General features: G+C 37.2%; 17 protein-coding genes, 4 tRNA genes and 1 other RNA gene. 12 read left to right on the forward strand and 10 right to left on the reverse strand.

The window, feature by feature from the left end; translation table 11 throughout:
- From A8L32_RS06750 to A8L32_RS06770, 6 genes are all read left to right on the forward strand, one after another.
- On the forward strand, positions 1–833 hold an 833-nt coding region (locus A8L32_RS06750), incomplete at its 5' end, for a zinc-dependent alcohol dehydrogenase (protein ID WP_066629350.1).
- Between the two features lie 236 nt (positions 834–1,069).
- On the forward strand, positions 1,070–1,834 hold the full coding sequence (locus A8L32_RS06755) for an SDR family NAD(P)-dependent oxidoreductase (protein WP_198931740.1): 765 nt from the start codon (positions 1,070–1,072) through the stop codon (positions 1,832–1,834).
- Between the two features lie 75 nt (positions 1,835–1,909).
- Complete coding sequence (locus A8L32_RS06760) at positions 1,910–2,353, forward strand: MaoC/PaaZ C-terminal domain-containing protein (RefSeq protein WP_066629363.1); 444 nt, start codon at positions 1,910–1,912, stop codon at positions 2,351–2,353.
- Positions 2,354–2,665: 312 nt separating this feature from the next.
- Positions 2,666–3,718 (forward strand): lactonase family protein, encoded by a 1,053-nt coding sequence (locus A8L32_RS06765; protein ID WP_066629365.1) that lies wholly within the window; start codon positions 2,666–2,668, stop codon positions 3,716–3,718.
- A gap of 40 nt (positions 3,719–3,758) precedes the next feature.
- The gene (locus A8L32_RS23500; protein ID WP_158027206.1) at positions 3,759–3,935 is read left to right on the forward strand and encodes a hypothetical protein; all 177 of its coding nucleotides are present in this window, start codon (positions 3,759–3,761) and stop codon (positions 3,933–3,935) included.
- Between the two features lie 78 nt (positions 3,936–4,013).
- Positions 4,014–4,643 (forward strand): hypothetical protein, encoded by a 630-nt coding sequence (locus A8L32_RS06770; protein WP_066629368.1) that lies wholly within the window; start codon positions 4,014–4,016, stop codon positions 4,641–4,643.
- A 15-nt stretch (positions 4,644–4,658) separates the two neighbouring features.
- On the opposite strand, the gene A8L32_RS06775 is transcribed toward A8L32_RS06770, so the two are convergent.
- Positions 4,659–7,598: a DNA polymerase III subunit alpha gene (locus A8L32_RS06775; protein ID WP_066629371.1), complete on the reverse strand. Its 2,940-nt coding sequence runs from the start codon at positions 7,596–7,598 to the stop codon at positions 4,659–4,661.
- A 232-nt stretch (positions 7,599–7,830) separates the two neighbouring features.
- Complete coding sequence (dinB, locus tag A8L32_RS06780; RefSeq protein ID WP_066629375.1) at positions 7,831–9,045, reverse strand: DNA polymerase IV; 1,215 nt, start codon at positions 9,043–9,045, stop codon at positions 7,831–7,833.
- 81 nt (positions 9,046–9,126) lie between these two features.
- Here dinB and A8L32_RS06785 point away from each other — a divergent pair, with 81 nt between their 5' ends.
- From A8L32_RS06785 to A8L32_RS06795, 3 genes are all read left to right on the forward strand, one after another.
- Positions 9,127–9,489, forward strand: coding sequence for a virulence RhuM family protein (locus A8L32_RS06785; protein ID WP_066629377.1), 363 nt, complete (start codon positions 9,127–9,129; stop codon positions 9,487–9,489).
- Between the two features lie 109 nt (positions 9,490–9,598).
- Positions 9,599–10,042 (forward strand): IS200/IS605 family transposase, encoded by a 444-nt coding sequence (tnpA, locus tag A8L32_RS06790; protein ID WP_066629642.1) that lies wholly within the window; start codon positions 9,599–9,601, stop codon positions 10,040–10,042.
- A gap of 93 nt (positions 10,043–10,135) precedes the next feature.
- A complete protein-coding gene (locus tag A8L32_RS06795; RefSeq protein WP_066629382.1) occupies positions 10,136–10,852 on the forward strand; it encodes an XRE family transcriptional regulator in 717 nt (238 codons plus the stop codon).
- 6 nt (positions 10,853–10,858) lie between these two features.
- Here A8L32_RS06795 and A8L32_RS06800 read toward each other — a convergent pair whose 3' ends face one another.
- From A8L32_RS06800 to ffs, 6 genes are all read right to left on the reverse strand, one after another.
- On the reverse strand, positions 10,859–11,473 hold the full coding sequence (locus tag A8L32_RS06800; RefSeq protein ID WP_066629384.1) for an L-threonylcarbamoyladenylate synthase: 615 nt from the start codon (positions 11,471–11,473) through the stop codon (positions 10,859–10,861).
- Between the two features lie 127 nt (positions 11,474–11,600).
- Positions 11,601–11,673, reverse strand: a tRNA-Gly gene (locus A8L32_RS06805).
- A gap of 18 nt (positions 11,674–11,691) precedes the next feature.
- A tRNA-Thr gene (locus tag A8L32_RS06810) sits at positions 11,692–11,765 on the reverse strand.
- Positions 11,766–11,774: 9 nt separating this feature from the next.
- Positions 11,775–11,857, reverse strand: a tRNA-Tyr gene (locus tag A8L32_RS06815).
- A 59-nt stretch (positions 11,858–11,916) separates the two neighbouring features.
- Positions 11,917–11,990: transfer RNA gene (locus A8L32_RS06820), tRNA-Thr, on the reverse strand.
- 7 nt (positions 11,991–11,997) lie between these two features.
- An RNA gene (ffs, locus tag A8L32_RS06825) (signal recognition particle sRNA small type) lies at positions 11,998–12,091 on the reverse strand.
- 289 nt (positions 12,092–12,380) lie between these two features.
- Between ffs and A8L32_RS06830 the strand changes: the two genes are divergently transcribed.
- From A8L32_RS06830 to A8L32_RS06840, 3 genes are read left to right on the forward strand one after another with little or no spacing between them, the layout of a single operon-like run.
- Complete coding sequence (locus A8L32_RS06830) at positions 12,381–12,899, forward strand: DUF4199 domain-containing protein (RefSeq protein ID WP_066629386.1); 519 nt, start codon at positions 12,381–12,383, stop codon at positions 12,897–12,899.
- 34 nt (positions 12,900–12,933) lie between these two features.
- The gene (locus A8L32_RS06835; protein WP_066629388.1) at positions 12,934–13,884 is read left to right on the forward strand and encodes a glycosyltransferase family 2 protein; all 951 of its coding nucleotides are present in this window, start codon (positions 12,934–12,936) and stop codon (positions 13,882–13,884) included.
- Positions 13,885–13,889: 5 nt separating this feature from the next.
- Positions 13,890–14,630 (forward strand): class I SAM-dependent methyltransferase, encoded by a 741-nt coding sequence (locus tag A8L32_RS06840; protein WP_066629390.1) that lies wholly within the window; start codon positions 13,890–13,892, stop codon positions 14,628–14,630.
- Positions 14,631–14,666: 36 nt separating this feature from the next.
- On the opposite strand, the gene miaA is transcribed toward A8L32_RS06840, so the two are convergent.
- Together miaA and A8L32_RS06850 are read right to left on the reverse strand one after the other, a co-directional pair.
- Positions 14,667–15,566, reverse strand: a complete 900-nt coding sequence (gene miaA / locus A8L32_RS06845) for a tRNA (adenosine(37)-N6)-dimethylallyltransferase MiaA (protein WP_066629392.1) — start codon at positions 15,564–15,566, stop codon at positions 14,667–14,669.
- Positions 15,567–15,579: 13 nt separating this feature from the next.
- The gene (locus A8L32_RS06850) at positions 15,580–16,128 is read right to left on the reverse strand and encodes an IS1096 element passenger TnpR family protein (RefSeq protein WP_066629395.1); all 549 of its coding nucleotides are present in this window, start codon (positions 16,126–16,128) and stop codon (positions 15,580–15,582) included.
- Between the last annotated feature and the right edge of the window lie 82 nt (positions 16,129–16,210).

The raw sequence follows: 16,210 nt of genomic DNA on the forward strand, positions 1-16,210 counted from the left end.
AAATGTCAGGAACAATTGATGCTGTGGGTGAAGGAGTGAGTGATTTTAAAATTGGTGATAAAATTACGGTTCGTCCTTTGGATAATCGTGAAGAAGCACCTTCTGATAAAGGATTCGGACATATCGCTAAAAAATTAAAGTTTATCGGTATCGATAGTCCTGGAGCAATGCAAAATTACTGGAATGTTCCTGCTTTTACATTACATAAATTAAAAGAAGAAACAGATTTAAAATTGGCCGCTTTAATTGAGCCTCTTTCTGTTGCTTGTCATGATGTTCGTATGGGTGGATTAGTAGCCGGAGAAACAGCAGTAGTTTCAGGTGGAGGTCCTATTGGATTATTGGTTGCTTTAGTTGCCAAAAGCAAAGGAGCCAATGTAATCATCTCTGAAGTAAATGAGGTTCGTATTAAAATGGCTCAGGATATGGGATTTGATGTTGTCAATCCTATTAAAACTGATTTAGTGGAGTACGTTGACAAGAAAACCCACGGAGCTTTAGCTGATGTTGTTTTTGAGGTAGCTGGTGTTCAAGCTTCTTTAGATATTACAACAGAGGTAGCTGGTATTCGTGGTCGTATTGTAATGGTTGCTATTTACGGCGAGCCAAAACCAGTTAATTTATTTAAATTCTTCTGGAAAGAGTTGAAACTAATTGGAGCTCGTGTATACGAAAAAGAGGATTACGAAGAGTCTATCCAATTAATTACAGAAAATAAATATCCATTTGAAACAATCATCACCGATACAAAACCTTTAGAAGAAATTCAACAGCTTTTCGAAAGCATTGATGCCAACCCTGAGGGAATGAAGTATTTAGTGGATTGTCAATAAAAAGTCATTGACTTTTTATTGAGGAGTACGGAGAATGGAAAAAAGGAGACAGGAATTTACAGCTTACATAATAAGGCTGAAAGCCTGTAAGAACACAAACCGTCGCATCTCTCGGTTCGCAGATATACTTAAGATTTTGCGACGGAATAATCATCAAAAAATAAAGACTAATATGGAGATTGTTGAGTCCACAATACTTTTGTCTTTATGCTTAATACTTTAAAATAGAAATGAGCATACTAAATAAGTTTAGTGTAGAAGGAAAAGTAGCCTTAGTAACAGGTTGCAAAAGAGGAATTGGAATGGCAATGGCGGTTGCCTTAGCGGAAGCTGGAGCCGATATTATTGGAGTAAGTGCTTCGTTGGAGAAAAATGGGAGTAAAGTAGAGCAGGCTGTTACAGCTGTTGGTCGAAAATTTACAGCTTATACTTGCGATTTCAGTAATCGTGAATCATTATATGAATTCATCAAGCAGGTAAAAGCTGAACATCCAGTAGTGGATATCTTAATCAATAATGCGGGTACTATTTTAAGAGCGCCAGCGGCAGAACATCCAGATGAAATGTGGGACAAAGTGATTGAAATCAATCAAAATGCCCAGTTTATCTTAACGCGAGAATTCGGAAAAGAGATGGTTGAAAGAGGTTCTGGTAAAATTGTTTTTACCGCTTCATTATTGACTTTTCAAGGAGGAATTACGGTGCCCGGATATGCAGCTAGTAAAGGAGCAATTGGTCAAATGACGATGGCTTTTGCCAATGAGTGGGCTTCAAAAGGAGTTAATGTAAATGCCATTGCACCAGGTTATATCGAAACAGATAATACAGAGGCATTGCGTAATGATTCTGTTCGTTCTGAGCAAATACTGTCTCGTATTCCTGCAGGAAGGTGGGGTAAGCCAGAGGATTTTGCTGGACCTGCGGTTTTCCTTTGTTCCGAAGCTGGAGCATACATGCATGGAAGCGTGATGTTAGTTGATGGCGGCTGGATGGGAAGGTAGTTTCCTTAAAATATAGGAGGAGGGATGATTAGTGGCAGAAACTAATTATCTTTATTACAATTAAAAGAATACAAGATGCATATAAAATCACAATTTTTTGAAGATTACACCTTAGGTGATTTTCGTGAAACTTTAGGACGAACTATAACGGAAACCGATTTTGTAGTTCATGCGGGACAAACGGGCGATTTCTTTCCACATCATATGGATAAAGAATGGTGTAAAACACAACCATTTAAAGAGCGTATTGCGCACGGAACCTTAACGTTTAGTGTGGCTATTGGAATGACAGCTACTGAAATTAACCCGGAGGCTTTTTCAAAGGGCTACGACCGATTGAGGTTTATTAAACCAGTTCATATTGGAGATACGATTCATGTGAAAGTAACCATCTCGGATAAATCTGAATCTAAAAAACCAGAGTTTGGACAGGTAGTAGAACATGTGGAGGTTTTTAATCAACGAGATGAAATTGTGTTAGTTTGTGACCATATTTTATTGGCTAATAAAAAAGCATAAAGCAGATAAATTATTAGAACGGATTACTAAATTTAGTAGTCCGTTTTTTTGTATGTACTTAGGGTTCGACCTCTAATAAAATGGCTTTTGTTTTGAAGAAAGCTATAGTAAGTCCGGGAAGTTGAGAGCTTGCTCGAAAATCACCCGGCCGCACTTAAGCTTTCGATAAAAAAGAAAGGTATTTTATTAGCAGTCTTGATTTTCTTTGCTTCGTTTCTTACATCAAGGTAAGAAATGAAGTCGGGTTTGGGCGGAAGCCCAATTGTATTCATTTTCAAAACAATGAGAAAATACTAAATAATAAACAAAAGCATGCAGGTTATAACAGGTTCTTACACACAGCATGTAGGTGGCGATTTAGAAGGCACTGGTAATGGAATGGCTTTTTTTGAGTTTAACGAAGAAACGGGTCAACTGAAGTTTAAAAAAGAACACCATAGTACCAATGTAGGATACCTTGCCATCAATAAAGATGCTTGTCTCATATATACTTTTCAGGAGTTATTGCTTGACTTAGAACCGAAACTTCTGTGTTATCGTTTAGAGGGAGATAGTGTAGAGCTAGTTTCTGAAATACCTATTGCAGGAGGTCTTCCATGCCATATTTTATGGCTTAATGACGCAAAGCAAGTTGTAGTCAGTTGCTACCAAACAGGTAATGTATTAATTTATGCTTTGGATGATTTTGGCGTTCCAACGGAATGTGTTCAGCAAATTCAATTTGTAGGTTCAAGCATAAATGCCGAAAGGCAAGAAGCTTCTCATGCGCATATGACTTTTTATATAGAGCATCAAAATGTCTTAGCAGTTAGTGATTTGGGTTCGGATAAAATATACTTTCTGGCGCAGAATGAAAAACAACTTTGGGAGCAGGTATGTGAGTTAGAATTACCCAAAGGAGGAGGCCCGCGTCATTTATGTATGCATCCCAATGGAAACTATTTGTTTGTGATTAATGAAATGACGGCTGAACTTAGTTTGGTAAAATATCAGGATAATAAATGGGAATGGCTAAAAAATGAGAAGCTGTTAAACGCTCCGCAAGATGGTTGTGCTTCAGCTTCAGCGATAAAGATATCTCCCTGTGGAAAACATATTTACTGTGGGGTCAGAAGTGTTAATGCTATAGCAATGATGACTTTCGATATAGAAACGGATGAATTGAGTTTGCTTGGGCATACAGAAACCAAAGGCCAAACGCCTCGCGATTTTGAACTTTCAAAAGATGGAAAATGGTTGTTGGTAGGTAATCAAGATTCATCTTCAATATCCGTTTTTGAACGAGATGTTAAATCAGGTTTGCTGACTTATAAATATCAAAATGCTGAAGTAGAGTCGGTGTGTTGTATTAAGTTTTGTGAGTGAGTTGTGAGATATTATTAAAAATCAATATCTTTGTAATGTTATGACAAAGCCAAAAGAAGATGTAAATATTGTACAAGCTACTAAGGAAGGTAGGATGTATATTAAATCGGAAGATTTCTTTAAGCAAAAGAAAGTGAGGGTTTTACTGAAAAAACTGGAGAACTCTTCTATCTTGAAGACGATTGAGGATAATAAAAATCGATTAGAGTCAGCTTAAGGCATGCCGTGGAATCTGTGAATATTACCATTGGTAGGCGGCTACTATGTTATATCCAGATTTAATTATTATAAATTTTTGCAGCAGAGGTTAGATAGGCAGCGTTTAATCTTTGATTCCATTCTTTTAGGAATTTCAATTTTAGCCATAACCATAGTCATAAGAAAAGTTGCTGAGATATTTATACCGGAGTTTATTCAAACTTTACACAGTTACCTACCATTACAAACGCCATACATCGGAACAACTATCTTTTCATTTATTTTTTCAGTAGCTTTTACCGAGCTGGGTAATCTAACTTTTTGTTCAAATCATAAAAAACAGATTGAAAAAGCCATTAAAAAGGTGGGTAACGAATTAGAAATTTTGTTACGCTCTTCATTTAAGGATTCTAAACTGTTAGAGTTTACCCTTGATAACAATAAAGTGTACATAGCCTGGGTAAAGGAATTGCCTATTCCTACAGTGTCTAATTACATAAGGGTTATTCCTGTTTTGAGTGGTTATCGAAATGAACAAAGGCAACTCAACTTTACCACTCATTATCTTTCTGTGTATTCTGAATATGTAAATGAGGGCAGGGTAGAAGATGTTTCAGAATTAGATGTTGATTTAATTTTAACCTTAGATAATCTGGTTAGCGTATCGTATTTTGATATTGGAATGTACGAGAGGTTTAATAGTACTACAGGTGCGAATAATATGTAATTGTTATTTCCTAGTTTATACACTATCCAAGCTAAAATTAGGCATACGTTCCATCAAACTTACTTCAATACTAATAAAGCCATATTCATCCACCACAGTGCCTTCAATAACATAACATCCTGGGCCTCGAAACGGATATGTTTGTGCTGCAGGAGGAAAGTGAACTGTATCTAACCAATGTCCGTCTAAATCAATCCAGGTGCCAAAAAACATAGTTTTTCCATTCGATGTTCGGGTAGGTTTACGATGAATCAGATAGCCAACAATACGTACCAGTTTGCCAATAAGCTGTGGCAGATGGCAAGCTTTTAAGGAGGAAGGAAGTTCGTCTTTGAGAAGTTCAAATGGCGACTGTATGGATAAGCCCAATAACTCCATTTCATCAAAAGCATCTTCTAAACGATGACGCCAAAGTGCAGGAAGCTGGAATTCTTTTACCTCAGATTGAAACAAGGTTCGTTCGGGTTTGGTCTTTTTGTTGTGCCCCAGTAAAAAATGAGCATCCCAAAGCAGCTCCTTTTTGCCCACGCCCATAAATCGAAAAGCGCCTATGCGGATAAGAATGATGAGTTGCTCTAAACTAATAGGTACTCGTTTGATAAATTCGCGTAGATTGGCAAAATTTCCATTAATTCCTCTTTCATCTAAAATGAGCTTTACGTTGTTTCTTTCGAGTTCGCGGAGTAAATAAAAACCCAGAAAAACAGTATCGTCCTTAACAGTATTCTCCCAAAAGCTACGGTTGATGCAAGGTACTTCAATTTTGGCTCCGTGCATCATGGCATCGTGCAGGTATAGTTGTGGCGAATAAAAACCACCGCCATTATTCAGTGTAGCAACCATGTACTCTATGGGGTAATAGGCCTTAAGGTAAAGTGCCTGAAAACTTTCAACGGCATAACTGGCCGAGTGGCCTTTGGCAAAAGCATAGTTGGCAAAGCTTTCAATTTGTCGCCAAATATCCTGAACTACAGCATCAGGATATCCTTTCTGCTGACAGTTGCTGAAAAACTTGTTGCGAACCTTTCCAAATTCGTTTCGCTGTTTAAACTTCCACGACATGCCTCGTCGTAATACATCTGCTTCATCCAAGGCTAGTCCAGCAAAATAGTGCGCTACTTTAATCACATCTTCCTGATATACCATAACGCCGTAGGTTTCTTCCAATATGGCATATAAATCAGGAAGCGCTTGTTGTGCTGCTTCGCGTTTACTTTTATCCTGAAACCGAATAATATATTCGCGCATCATTCCGCTTTTTGCCACGCCTGGGCGAATAATGGAACTGGCTGCTACCAAACGTTTATAATCCTCAGCTTTAAGTTTGGTCAGTAGCATGCGCATGGCTGGCGATTCAATATAAAAACAACCAATGGCTTGCCCTTTTTTGAGCATTTTTTTTACGCGAGTATCTTCCATAAATAACTTGGTGTTATTGATGTCTATGTCTATTCCATGATTTTCTTTAATGATGCTCAGCGTATCTTTAATTTTGCCTAAACCTCGTTGACTTAAAATGTCGAATTTATGTAAGCCCAAATCTTCAGCAATGTACATGTCGAACTGTGTAGAAGGATAGCCTTTGGGTAATAGCTCGGTAGCAGAGTAATTACTAATAGGCTCTTCCGAAATTAAAATACCACTGGAGTGGATGCTTGTATGGCTAGGGAAATTGGCAATATATTTACTGTATTGTATTACCCATTTCCCATATTCATCGGCCTGCTCGGGAGTCGGATTCTTTTGCAGGCGTGTAATTTCTTCATCGGGTAAACCGAATACTTTACCTATCTCTCTAAATGCCGACTTGTGGTTGAAGGTGATAAATGTTCCAAGCAGAACTGTTCGGTCCCAACCATATTTGTCAAACAAATAACGGGTAATATCATCGCGGTCGGTCCACGAAAAGTCAATATCAAAATCGGGCGGAGAAGTACGGTGTGTATTAATAAAGCGTTCGAAATATAAATCTAGCTCAACAGGATCTACATTGGTAATGCGCAGTAGGTAAGCTACCAGACTGTTAGCGCCGCTGCCTCGGCCAACGTGGTAATAACCCATGCTGAGCGAATATTGAACTAAATCCCAATTGATGAGGAAATAGGAGCAGAAATTGAGTTCCCGAATTACACTGAGTTCTTTTTCTAAGCGAGCAGATATTTCATCAGTAATTTCATTGTATCTATATTTTAAACCCTTGTAAGCTTCGTTTCGAAGAAGTTGAAAATCGTTTTCTTCAGAGTCGGTAAATAGCTTTTTGTTTTTGTTGGTTTTAAACTCAAACTCCATGTTGCAGGAGTTTAGTAGTTGTTGGGTATTAATAATAATCTGCGGATAGTTTTCGTAAATAGAAAGCAGTACTGCAGCACTTTTGTACTGATTGTCGTAGCTGGATTGTTCTTCTTTAGCTAGCTTGCTTAATAGGGTGTTTTTGTCGATGGCACGCAATAATCGATGGATATTATAATCGCGCTTATTGCGGAAGGTAGCGGTTTGTAATATCACTAATTTATCCAGATGTTTTTTCCACGGATTAAAAGGTAGGTTTCTTAAATCCTGCGGACTAACACCAATGTATTCGTTGTCTTCCAGTTCTCTAAGTTGTGTTGTAAAAGGGTATATAATATATACATCGCCAAACTCAGGGGCATCGGGTTCAAATGTTAGGTTGTTATGCAGGTAAGGATTCAAGAATTCATTGATTTCTCTAAAGCCATCGGCATTTTTTGCCATCAGTACATATTGTTGTTGCGCACCATTTCTGATATCTGCACCAACAACAGGTTTAATGTTGTGTTCTGCAGCTAAGCGAACAAACTCAAGGCTGGTGGCGGTATTATTAATGTCGGTTAGAGCCACAGTAGAATGTCCTCCTGCAGAAACTTCTTGTAGAAGTTCTTCTAAAGAGAGCGTTCCGTATTTAAAGCTATAATATGAATGACAATTTAAAAGCATTTGTTGTTTGTGTTATTAAAATTGGGCAAGGGTAATAGTTATAGCATTTTTTCAAGACGGGAATCAGTTCTCCTTGGTAAGGAGGAGAACTGATTCTCACGATTACAATGACAAGATATCTTTCTGTGCACTAGAGTTTAGAGATTGGGCTACTGATTTTGCCCACTTTGGAGCTCTTATTTATATGGTGAAGACTGTGAACTGCCTACTGTATTGTTGCCCACTATTTCTACTACTGTCGCCGGTGTGCAGGAATTACAGGAGCTTGTCCGTTAAAAGGATTCATACCGCCAATGCTTTTTGCATCCATAGCCACAGCTCGTTTTACAGCATTCTGCCCGTAACGATTTCGCATCTTATCCATAGCCTGATATAGTTTTATAATCTTCTCCGAATCTTCGAATAATCTAATTTGATAGCTGCCTCCAATTAGGTGACTAAGTCGTACGCCGATGAGTCGTATTAGAACTCGGCGATCGTACATTTTTTCAAATAAATCCAAAACCGTATCAATAATAGTATGGTCCAGCGAAGTGTAAGAAACTCGCCGTTGCTTGGTGTAGGTTTGAAAATCGGAATATCTTATTTTTAAAGTGATGCAGGCGGTTAGTTTATTGCCGTTGCGCAGTTGGTAAGCCAAGTTTTCGGCCATAGCTACTAAAATACTACGAAGCTTAATTACATCGGTAGTGTCTTTTTCAAAGGTTCGTTCGCTGGATATGGATTTACGCTCGTGCCAGCCAATAACAGGCGTATTGTCTATGCCTTGTGCTTTTTTCCAGATAACAGTTCCGTTTTTACCCAGCACGCGCTCCATTAATTCAACGGGCATTTCTTGAACTGTTCTCACCTTTTCAATGCCCATGCTACGTAGTTTATGATAGGTTTTGTCGCCTACCATAGGTATTTTTTTTATGGATAAAGGAGCCAGAAAAGGTTTTTCGTTACCCTGTGCAATTTGAATATGGTTATTAGGTTTGGCTTCTCCTGTACCTACTTTAGAAACGGTTTTGCTAGTGGATAGCCCAAACGAAATAGGTAAATGAGTTTCTTTTAGTATTTCCTCGCGCAACTCCTGCGACCACAGATAACTGGTTTGGATGAATTTGTCCATTCCCGTGATATCTACATAAAATTCATCAATAGAAGATTTTTCAAAAAGGGGCGAACGCTCTTTGATAATGTCGGTTACCATATCCGAAAATTTACTATAGATACCACTGTTGCCTCTAATCACCACAGCATCGGGGCATAACATGCGAGCCATTTTCATAGGCATGGCCGAATGAACTCCATAGGTACGAGCTTCGTAACTACAAGCTGCCACTACGCCTCTGTCTGTAGTACCACCTATAAGCACTGGACGGTTGTTTAATTTGCTGTCCAACAACCTCTCACACGACACAAAGAATGTGTCCAAATCTAAATGTAATATTGTTTTTCTCACGATTGTCGAATATTTCGTCATTTATTTGACTATAAATTAGTCAAATAATATTACATTTGGAAGAAGAATGTAAAAGCATTGATGATGAATAATTCAGATATTAGAATATTTACAACGGAAGATGGAAATCAAGAGATACGAGTAAAAGTTGAGGGAGAGACTGTTTGGTTAAATCAATATCAATTAGAAGAGTTATTTGCTACAAATAGAACTTCTATTGTTCGGCATATATCAAATATTTATAAGTCGAATGAGTTGGACAAGGAAGCAACTTGTGCAAAAATTGCACAAGTTCAAAAGGAAGGTAAAAGAGAAATAACTAGGAAAGTTAATTTTTATAATCTGGATCTTATAATTGCAGTAGGCTATAGAGTTAACTCAAAAAGAGGTACTCAGTTTCGTATTTGGGCTAAAGCCCATTGGTGTTGTCTTATTTATCCCTAGGCTGAAGCCTAGATCTAATTATAAATGTAATCTGCAGCTTGTGTGAATCGATAGTTTGTAATCGGTTTTAACCGAAGCATAAGAGGTGAAATGTTTAAAAATGAAGCCTATGTCATTTATTAGAATATACGTGCATTTTATCTGGTCTACAAAAAATAGAGAGGCCTTATTGACTGATAATATTAGAGGAGATGTATTTAAACATATCAAAGAAAATGCAAGAGCTAAAAATATTTATATCGATTTTATTAATGGGTATGTAGATCATGTACATTGTTTGGTTTCGTTAAATGAAGACTTGAGCATTGGTAAGATAGCACAATTGTTAAAAGGGGAATCTTCGCATTGGATTAACAAGAATAGCTTGTGTGAGTGTCATTTTCAGTGGCAAAGCGAATATATGGCCATTGCAGTAGGAGAGGATAAATTACCTATGGTACGGCAATATATAGCGAATCAAGAGGAGCATCATAAGGTTGTCGGTTTTTCGAAGGAGTATAATCAATTTGTAAAGCGTTATGGTTTTGATGTTGTAAAAAAGGGAAGAGGCTAATTTATCACTAGGCATGGACTTTAGTCCGTGTTTTATGAGAGAATGTAAATCGGTTTTAACCGAAGCATAGAATTGTAGTTAATTAAGAAAAATATGTTTTTTCCAGAGAATATTAAATTTTTACGCAAGCGTCGTAAATTATCGCAAGCCGATTTGGCTAGTCAGTTAGAGCTTACCCGAACCACATTGGCAGGCTACGAAAAAAATATTCAGCCACCTTTTAAGGTACTTATTAAGTATGCTGAGTATTTTAACTTGTCTATTGATGCACTTGTCCGCTACGATATTCAAGCTTTATCTGAATTTCAGCTTTCGCAGATTGAAGATGGGTTTGATGTAGATGTTACAGGCAAAAAATTACGTTTGCTCACTATTTCGGTAGATGGCGACGGTAACGAGAATATTGAGATGGTGCCTGTAAAAGCGCAAGCGGGTTATACCAATAGTTATGGCGATATGGATTTTATTGGTTCTTTAGATAAGTTTTCGTTGCCATTTTTACCCAAGGATAAAACTTATCGAACGTTTCAGATAAAAGGCGATTCTATGTTACCTGTTCCCGAAGGGGCGTGGGTAACTTGTTCTTATATTCAGGATTGGACGAACGTTAAAGATGGAACTCCCTGTGTTATTGTAACGCAAGATGATGGGATTGTTTTTAAGGTAGTGTACAAACATCTTGAAAAAAGTAAGAGTTTGCTTTTGGTTTCTACCAATCGAGAATACAAGCCTTACGAGTTTCCAGTTAATAAAGTGGTGGAAATGTGGAAGTTTGAAACCTATAATCGTTTTGAGATAGAGGAGGACTAAGGGGAATTAAAACTCCAACTCTCCTTTTCCTTCTCTCAGTATTTCAAAATCGCCATTGGTGCAATCTATTACGGTAGAAGGGTTGTTGTCGCCATATCCACCATCAATAACAATATCTACTAAGTTTTGATATTTTTCGTAAATCAATTCAGGGTCGGTGGTATATTCAATTACTTCGTCTTCATCGTGTACTGAAGTGCTAAGTATAGGATGCCCTAATTCTTTAACGAGTTCGCGGATGATGTTGTTGTCGGGTACCCTGATTCCAACTGTTTTTTTGTTGTTTTTAAAAAGCTTGGGTACGTTAGTGTTGGCGTTTAATATAAAGGTAAAAGGACCAGGTAGGTTCTTCTTCATTGCCTTAAAAGTGGCGTTGTTTAAGCTTTTGGTGTATTCTGATATTTGACTTAAATCATGACAAATAAAAGAAAGGTGGTCTTTTTTAAGATTGATATTTTTGATACGTGCTACTCTTTCTACTGCTTTGGCATTATTAATATCGCAACCAATACCATAAATAGTATCTGTAGGATATATTACTACACCACCTTTTCTTAAGGTATCAGCTACTGTTCTGATATCTTTCTCGTTGGGGTTTTCTTCGTATAATTTAAGTAGCATAGATGTTTGTTCTTAAGTTTAAATGTTATAGTATAGGCACTTAGTTATTCAAATTTAGTTAAATGCAGGGAATATTACACTTTAGTGTACAAAAAAAGCCGACTGAATTTCTTCAATCGGCTTTTAGAGCGAAAGACGGGGCTCAAACCCGCGACCCTCAGCGTGGAAGGCTGATGCTCTATCAACTGAGCTACTTTCGCATTAAATAATTTTTTAAGAGCCGATGAGGGGACTCGAACCCGCGACCTGCTGATTACAAATCAGCTGCTCTAGCCAACTGAGCTACATCGGCAAATAATTGTGGGCAGAGCAGGATTCGAACCTGCGAAGTCGAAAGACAACGGAGTTACAGTCCGTCCCAGTTGGCCGCTTTGGTATCTGCCCCAATCAATTATTTTCAGTACTTTTAAAAAACAATTCTTAACATTTTAAGAATTCTAAAGAGCCAATAGTGGGACTCGAACCCGCGACCTGCTGATTACAAATCAGCTGCTCTAGCCAACTGAGCTATATTGGCGGGTGGGTAAGCTACCTGCATCGCACCGCTACAACCATCTACCCTTGCTGCCGTCAGGCCCTGGGGGAATTCAATGGGAGCTGGTCGTACAGGACTTACCCGTGCTTTAGCGGGTGCAAATGTAGAAAAAAACATATACGTGACAAGTGAAAATATAAAAAAAATGAACTTTTTTTTCGTGTCTCTTTTTAAGCGCTTTGTTATCAGTAAGTTATTTTTTAATGTTTTTTCAATAAAATTAATGAGAGATGAATAAATGTAGGCTGATGTGTATTTGTTTGCACCAGTACTTAGATAAGGGTGTTTATTTTTGAAGCCAATTGTTATAAACAATTTACTTAAAATTCTATCTTTGACAGAATTCTAATCTTAATTTATAAATTTTAACTTATGGAACAATCTGCATCAAAATCATCAACGGTTTACGGCTATGGACTTTATTTAGGTATCGCTTCTATTGTATATTTTTTAATGATGAGTTATAGTGGCTTGATGGGAAATAAAGCCCTCGGATTATTAGGTTTGGTTTTAATGATTGTATTTATTGTATTGGGTTTAAATAATTACAAGAAGAAAGAGAATAAAGGTTTTCTTGGGTATGGGCAAGGAGTGGGAATAGGAACATTAATTTCTCTTGTCGGTGGAGTTGTTTCGAGTATTTTCACTTATGTATTTTATGCATTTATTGATCCTGCAAAGCATACTGAGTATCTTGCAATTATGCAAGAAGAACAGATGAAGGCAGGTGTCTCGGAAGCTCAATTGGAACAAATGGAAGGCATGATGTCTATTTTTCAAGGGCCAATGGCTATGGCGATTATGGGAATATTTTCTTCTGTTATAGTTGGGCTAATAATTTCTTTAATTGTTTCAGCTATTCTTAAAAAAGATGCAGAACCAGCATTTTAATTGTAAAGTGCTAGGTGTCAAATAATATTATAGAATGAATTTATCAATTGTAGTACCACTTTTTAACGAGGAAGAATCGTTAGTTGAATTATATAATTGGGTAGGGGGAGTGATTACTCCCCTTGGTCTTTCTTACGAGGTTATTTTTATCGATGATGGAAGTAATGATACTTCGTGGCAGGTAATTGAAAAATTGTCTGCCGAGCATAAAGAGGTAAAAGGAATCAAGTTTCGTAGAAATTACGGAAAGTCAGCCGCTTTATATAGTGGTTTTGAAGCTGCAGAAGGAGAAGTGGTTATTACAATGGACGCTGATTTGCAGGATAATCCTGATGAATTGCCTGAGCTTTATCGTATGATAAAAGACGAAGGTTATGATTTAGTGAGTGGCTGGAAAAAGAAGCGTCATGATCCGCTAGGGAAAACGATTCCAAGTAAATTATTTAACCGTACGGCACGTTATATTTCGGGTATTAAGCTGCATGATTTTAATTGCGGTTTAAAAGCTTACCGTAAGGAAGTTATTAAAAGTGTTGAGGTGTATGGCGAGATGCATCGCTATATACCTATTTTAGCAAAGCGTAGTGGTTTTGATAAGATAGGGGAGAAAGTGGTGATACATCGAGAAAGACAATATGGTGTTTCTAAATTTGGAATTGAGCGCTTTTTAAAAGGCTTTCTAGATTTAATGTCTGTTTCGTTTATTTCAAAATTTGGTAAGCGACCGATGCACCTTTTTGGAAGCCTAGGAACCTTGATGTTTACCGTTGGTTTCTTTTCTGCTTTGTATTTGGGAGCGCACAAGTTATATAGCGTATATAACCATATCAACGAAGCGCGTGTAACAGAGAGCCCTTACTTCTTTATTGCTTTAACCAGCATGATTATTGGTACGCAACTATTTTTAGCAGGCTTTTTAGCGGAATTAGTGTCGCGTAATAGTCCTGAACGTAATCGGTATCAAATTGAGAAACGTGTAAATTAAAAGGTATGTCATTTTATAGTTCTATTGTAAAAGCTTACGACGAAATATTTCCGTTAAATAAAGCGCAGGCTAATTTTATTGAAAGTGTTTTTCCTGTTTTATCTGGAAAAAAGGTTTTAGATTCTGGTTGTGGTACAGGAAGCTTGGCGATAGAGTTGGGGCGAAGAAGTGCCTCGGTGGATGCTTTTGATTTAGACGGTGCTATGGTAGGTAAGGCACTGGAAAAATGCCCACAGGCTATTGATGTCCGTTTTGCAGAAAATGATTTGCTAAAGTTTGGGGCTGGTTACTCAGCTTCAAGCTTTGATATAATTTATTGTTTAGGAAACACTTTGCCCCACTTGCCTCAATTATCGGATGTTAAAACATATGTTGACTCTGCAGCAAAGGTTTTAAAGTCAGGTGGATATTTGTTGATTCAAATTGTGAATTACGATAGGGTAAAGCAAAATGAGGTGGCTGAGTTACCAACAATTGAGAGTGATCATTATATTTTTAAAAGAGATTACATTCATTTATCAAACGGAGTAATTGATTTCTCTACCAAGTTAAGCGATAAAAATAGCGGTGAATCCTATTCGCAGTCAGTGCCCTTAATTCCTATTCTTAAAAAAGATATGGATGCTTTATTGAAAGAATCGTTTACTGATATTCAGTATTTTGGTTCTTTTAAAAAGGAGGACTGGAGTGTAGATAGCTTTCATACCGTTGTGTTAGCAAAAAAGTGCACTGGACAAAAGGTGTAAACCAGAGAGATTAATTAATATTAAATGCCCAGTGCATTAAATTTCTTCTTGTATAAAACTAATCATATTATCTAAATTTTGTGGATTAAACCACGAAATTTCTTTGTCTCGTTTGAACCAGGTTAGCTGTTTTTTTGCGTACCTTCTAGAGTTTCGTTTTACTAATTCTATAGCTTTGTCTAAGTCATACTCTCCATCAAAGTGAGCAAACAGTTCTTTGTATCCTACTGTGTTTAATGAGTTTAATTCCTTGTTTGGATAAAAGCGTTGCGCTTCCTCTATTAGGCCATCTTCAACCATGATGTCAACGCGCCGATTTATTCTATCGTAAATTTCTTCTCGGTCCATTTCTAAGCCAATTTTAACCATTTTAAAAGGTCGTTGCTTTACCGAGTTTGTGCGCAAAGAGCTGTATGGTTCTCCAGTCATCAGGCAAATTTCCACAGCATGAATCACTCGTTTGTGGTTTTTTAAATCAACCTGATCGTAAAATATCGGATCCAACTGTTTAAGTTGTCTTCGAATAGATTCAATACCTTCTGTTTCGTATTGTAATTTTAGCTCATCTCGAAGATGTTGGTCTATTGTTGGAAGTTCATCAATGCCTTTGCAAACGGCATCAATATACATCATAGAACCACCAGTTAATACCAACTGATCGTGTTTCTTAAAGAGCTCTTCGCTCATTTTTATTGCGTCCTGTTCAAATTCCCAAGCGCTATAATAATCGTGTATGGAGTGAGAGCCAATGTTATGATGTTTGGCAGCAGCCAACTCTTCCGCGCTGGGTGTAGCTGTGCCAATTTGTAATTCTTTAAATATTTGCCTTGAATCTGCCGAAATTATCTCAGTATTAAAATGATTAGCAATTTTAATACTGGTGGAAGTTTTTCCTATTCCCGTAGGGCCAATAATTACTATAAGAGTTTTTTGCATCAATAGTTTGGTTCTAAAAGTCCTCCAAGTCGTCTGTGTACGAAATCATAGGGTCGTCATCAAAATCAGAATCAGAATATCCCAACAGTTCATCTGCACTAAGTCCTAAATCGGTTTCCTGCGATGGTTCTCCCATGCTGTCAGCTAATATGCTACTCATATCTAATTGCTCAGGAGCCTCACCTTGTTCACCAATGCATTTTGTCTCAGTAGAAGTGTTGTTGTTAATCTCGTAGGCTTCAATAAACAGATTTCGATCATTAAAGAAATCAAACAAATATAATAAACGTTGCTTTTTATCTTTAATAAAATGGTTGATAGTTGTTTCGGACATAATGAATGTTTCGGAATTTTCATCCATATTCATATCCATTAAAGTAATTTCCTCATTCTTCTGCCATTCTTCATCTGTCATAAAAAATGAAGCCATTTGGCCTTCGTCAAATTTAAGTAGTTGTTGAATAAAGTTATGCAGTGTTAAAAATGTTTCGCTACCACTTATTTCAATGTCTCTGTAAAAATTTTCGTCTTCCCCTGAAATAATTCTCAATCTAATCGTCATCGTCTATTTTTTAAAGGACGGCAAATATATTAAAAAGTTGTGCTTGCTAAGTGTTAAAAAATCCTCATTTTTACTTGCCTAA

It is taken from the genome of Labilibacter marinus (assembly GCF_001659685.2).
Classification (GTDB): domain Bacteria; phylum Bacteroidota; class Bacteroidia; order Bacteroidales; family Marinilabiliaceae; genus Saccharicrinis; species Saccharicrinis marinus.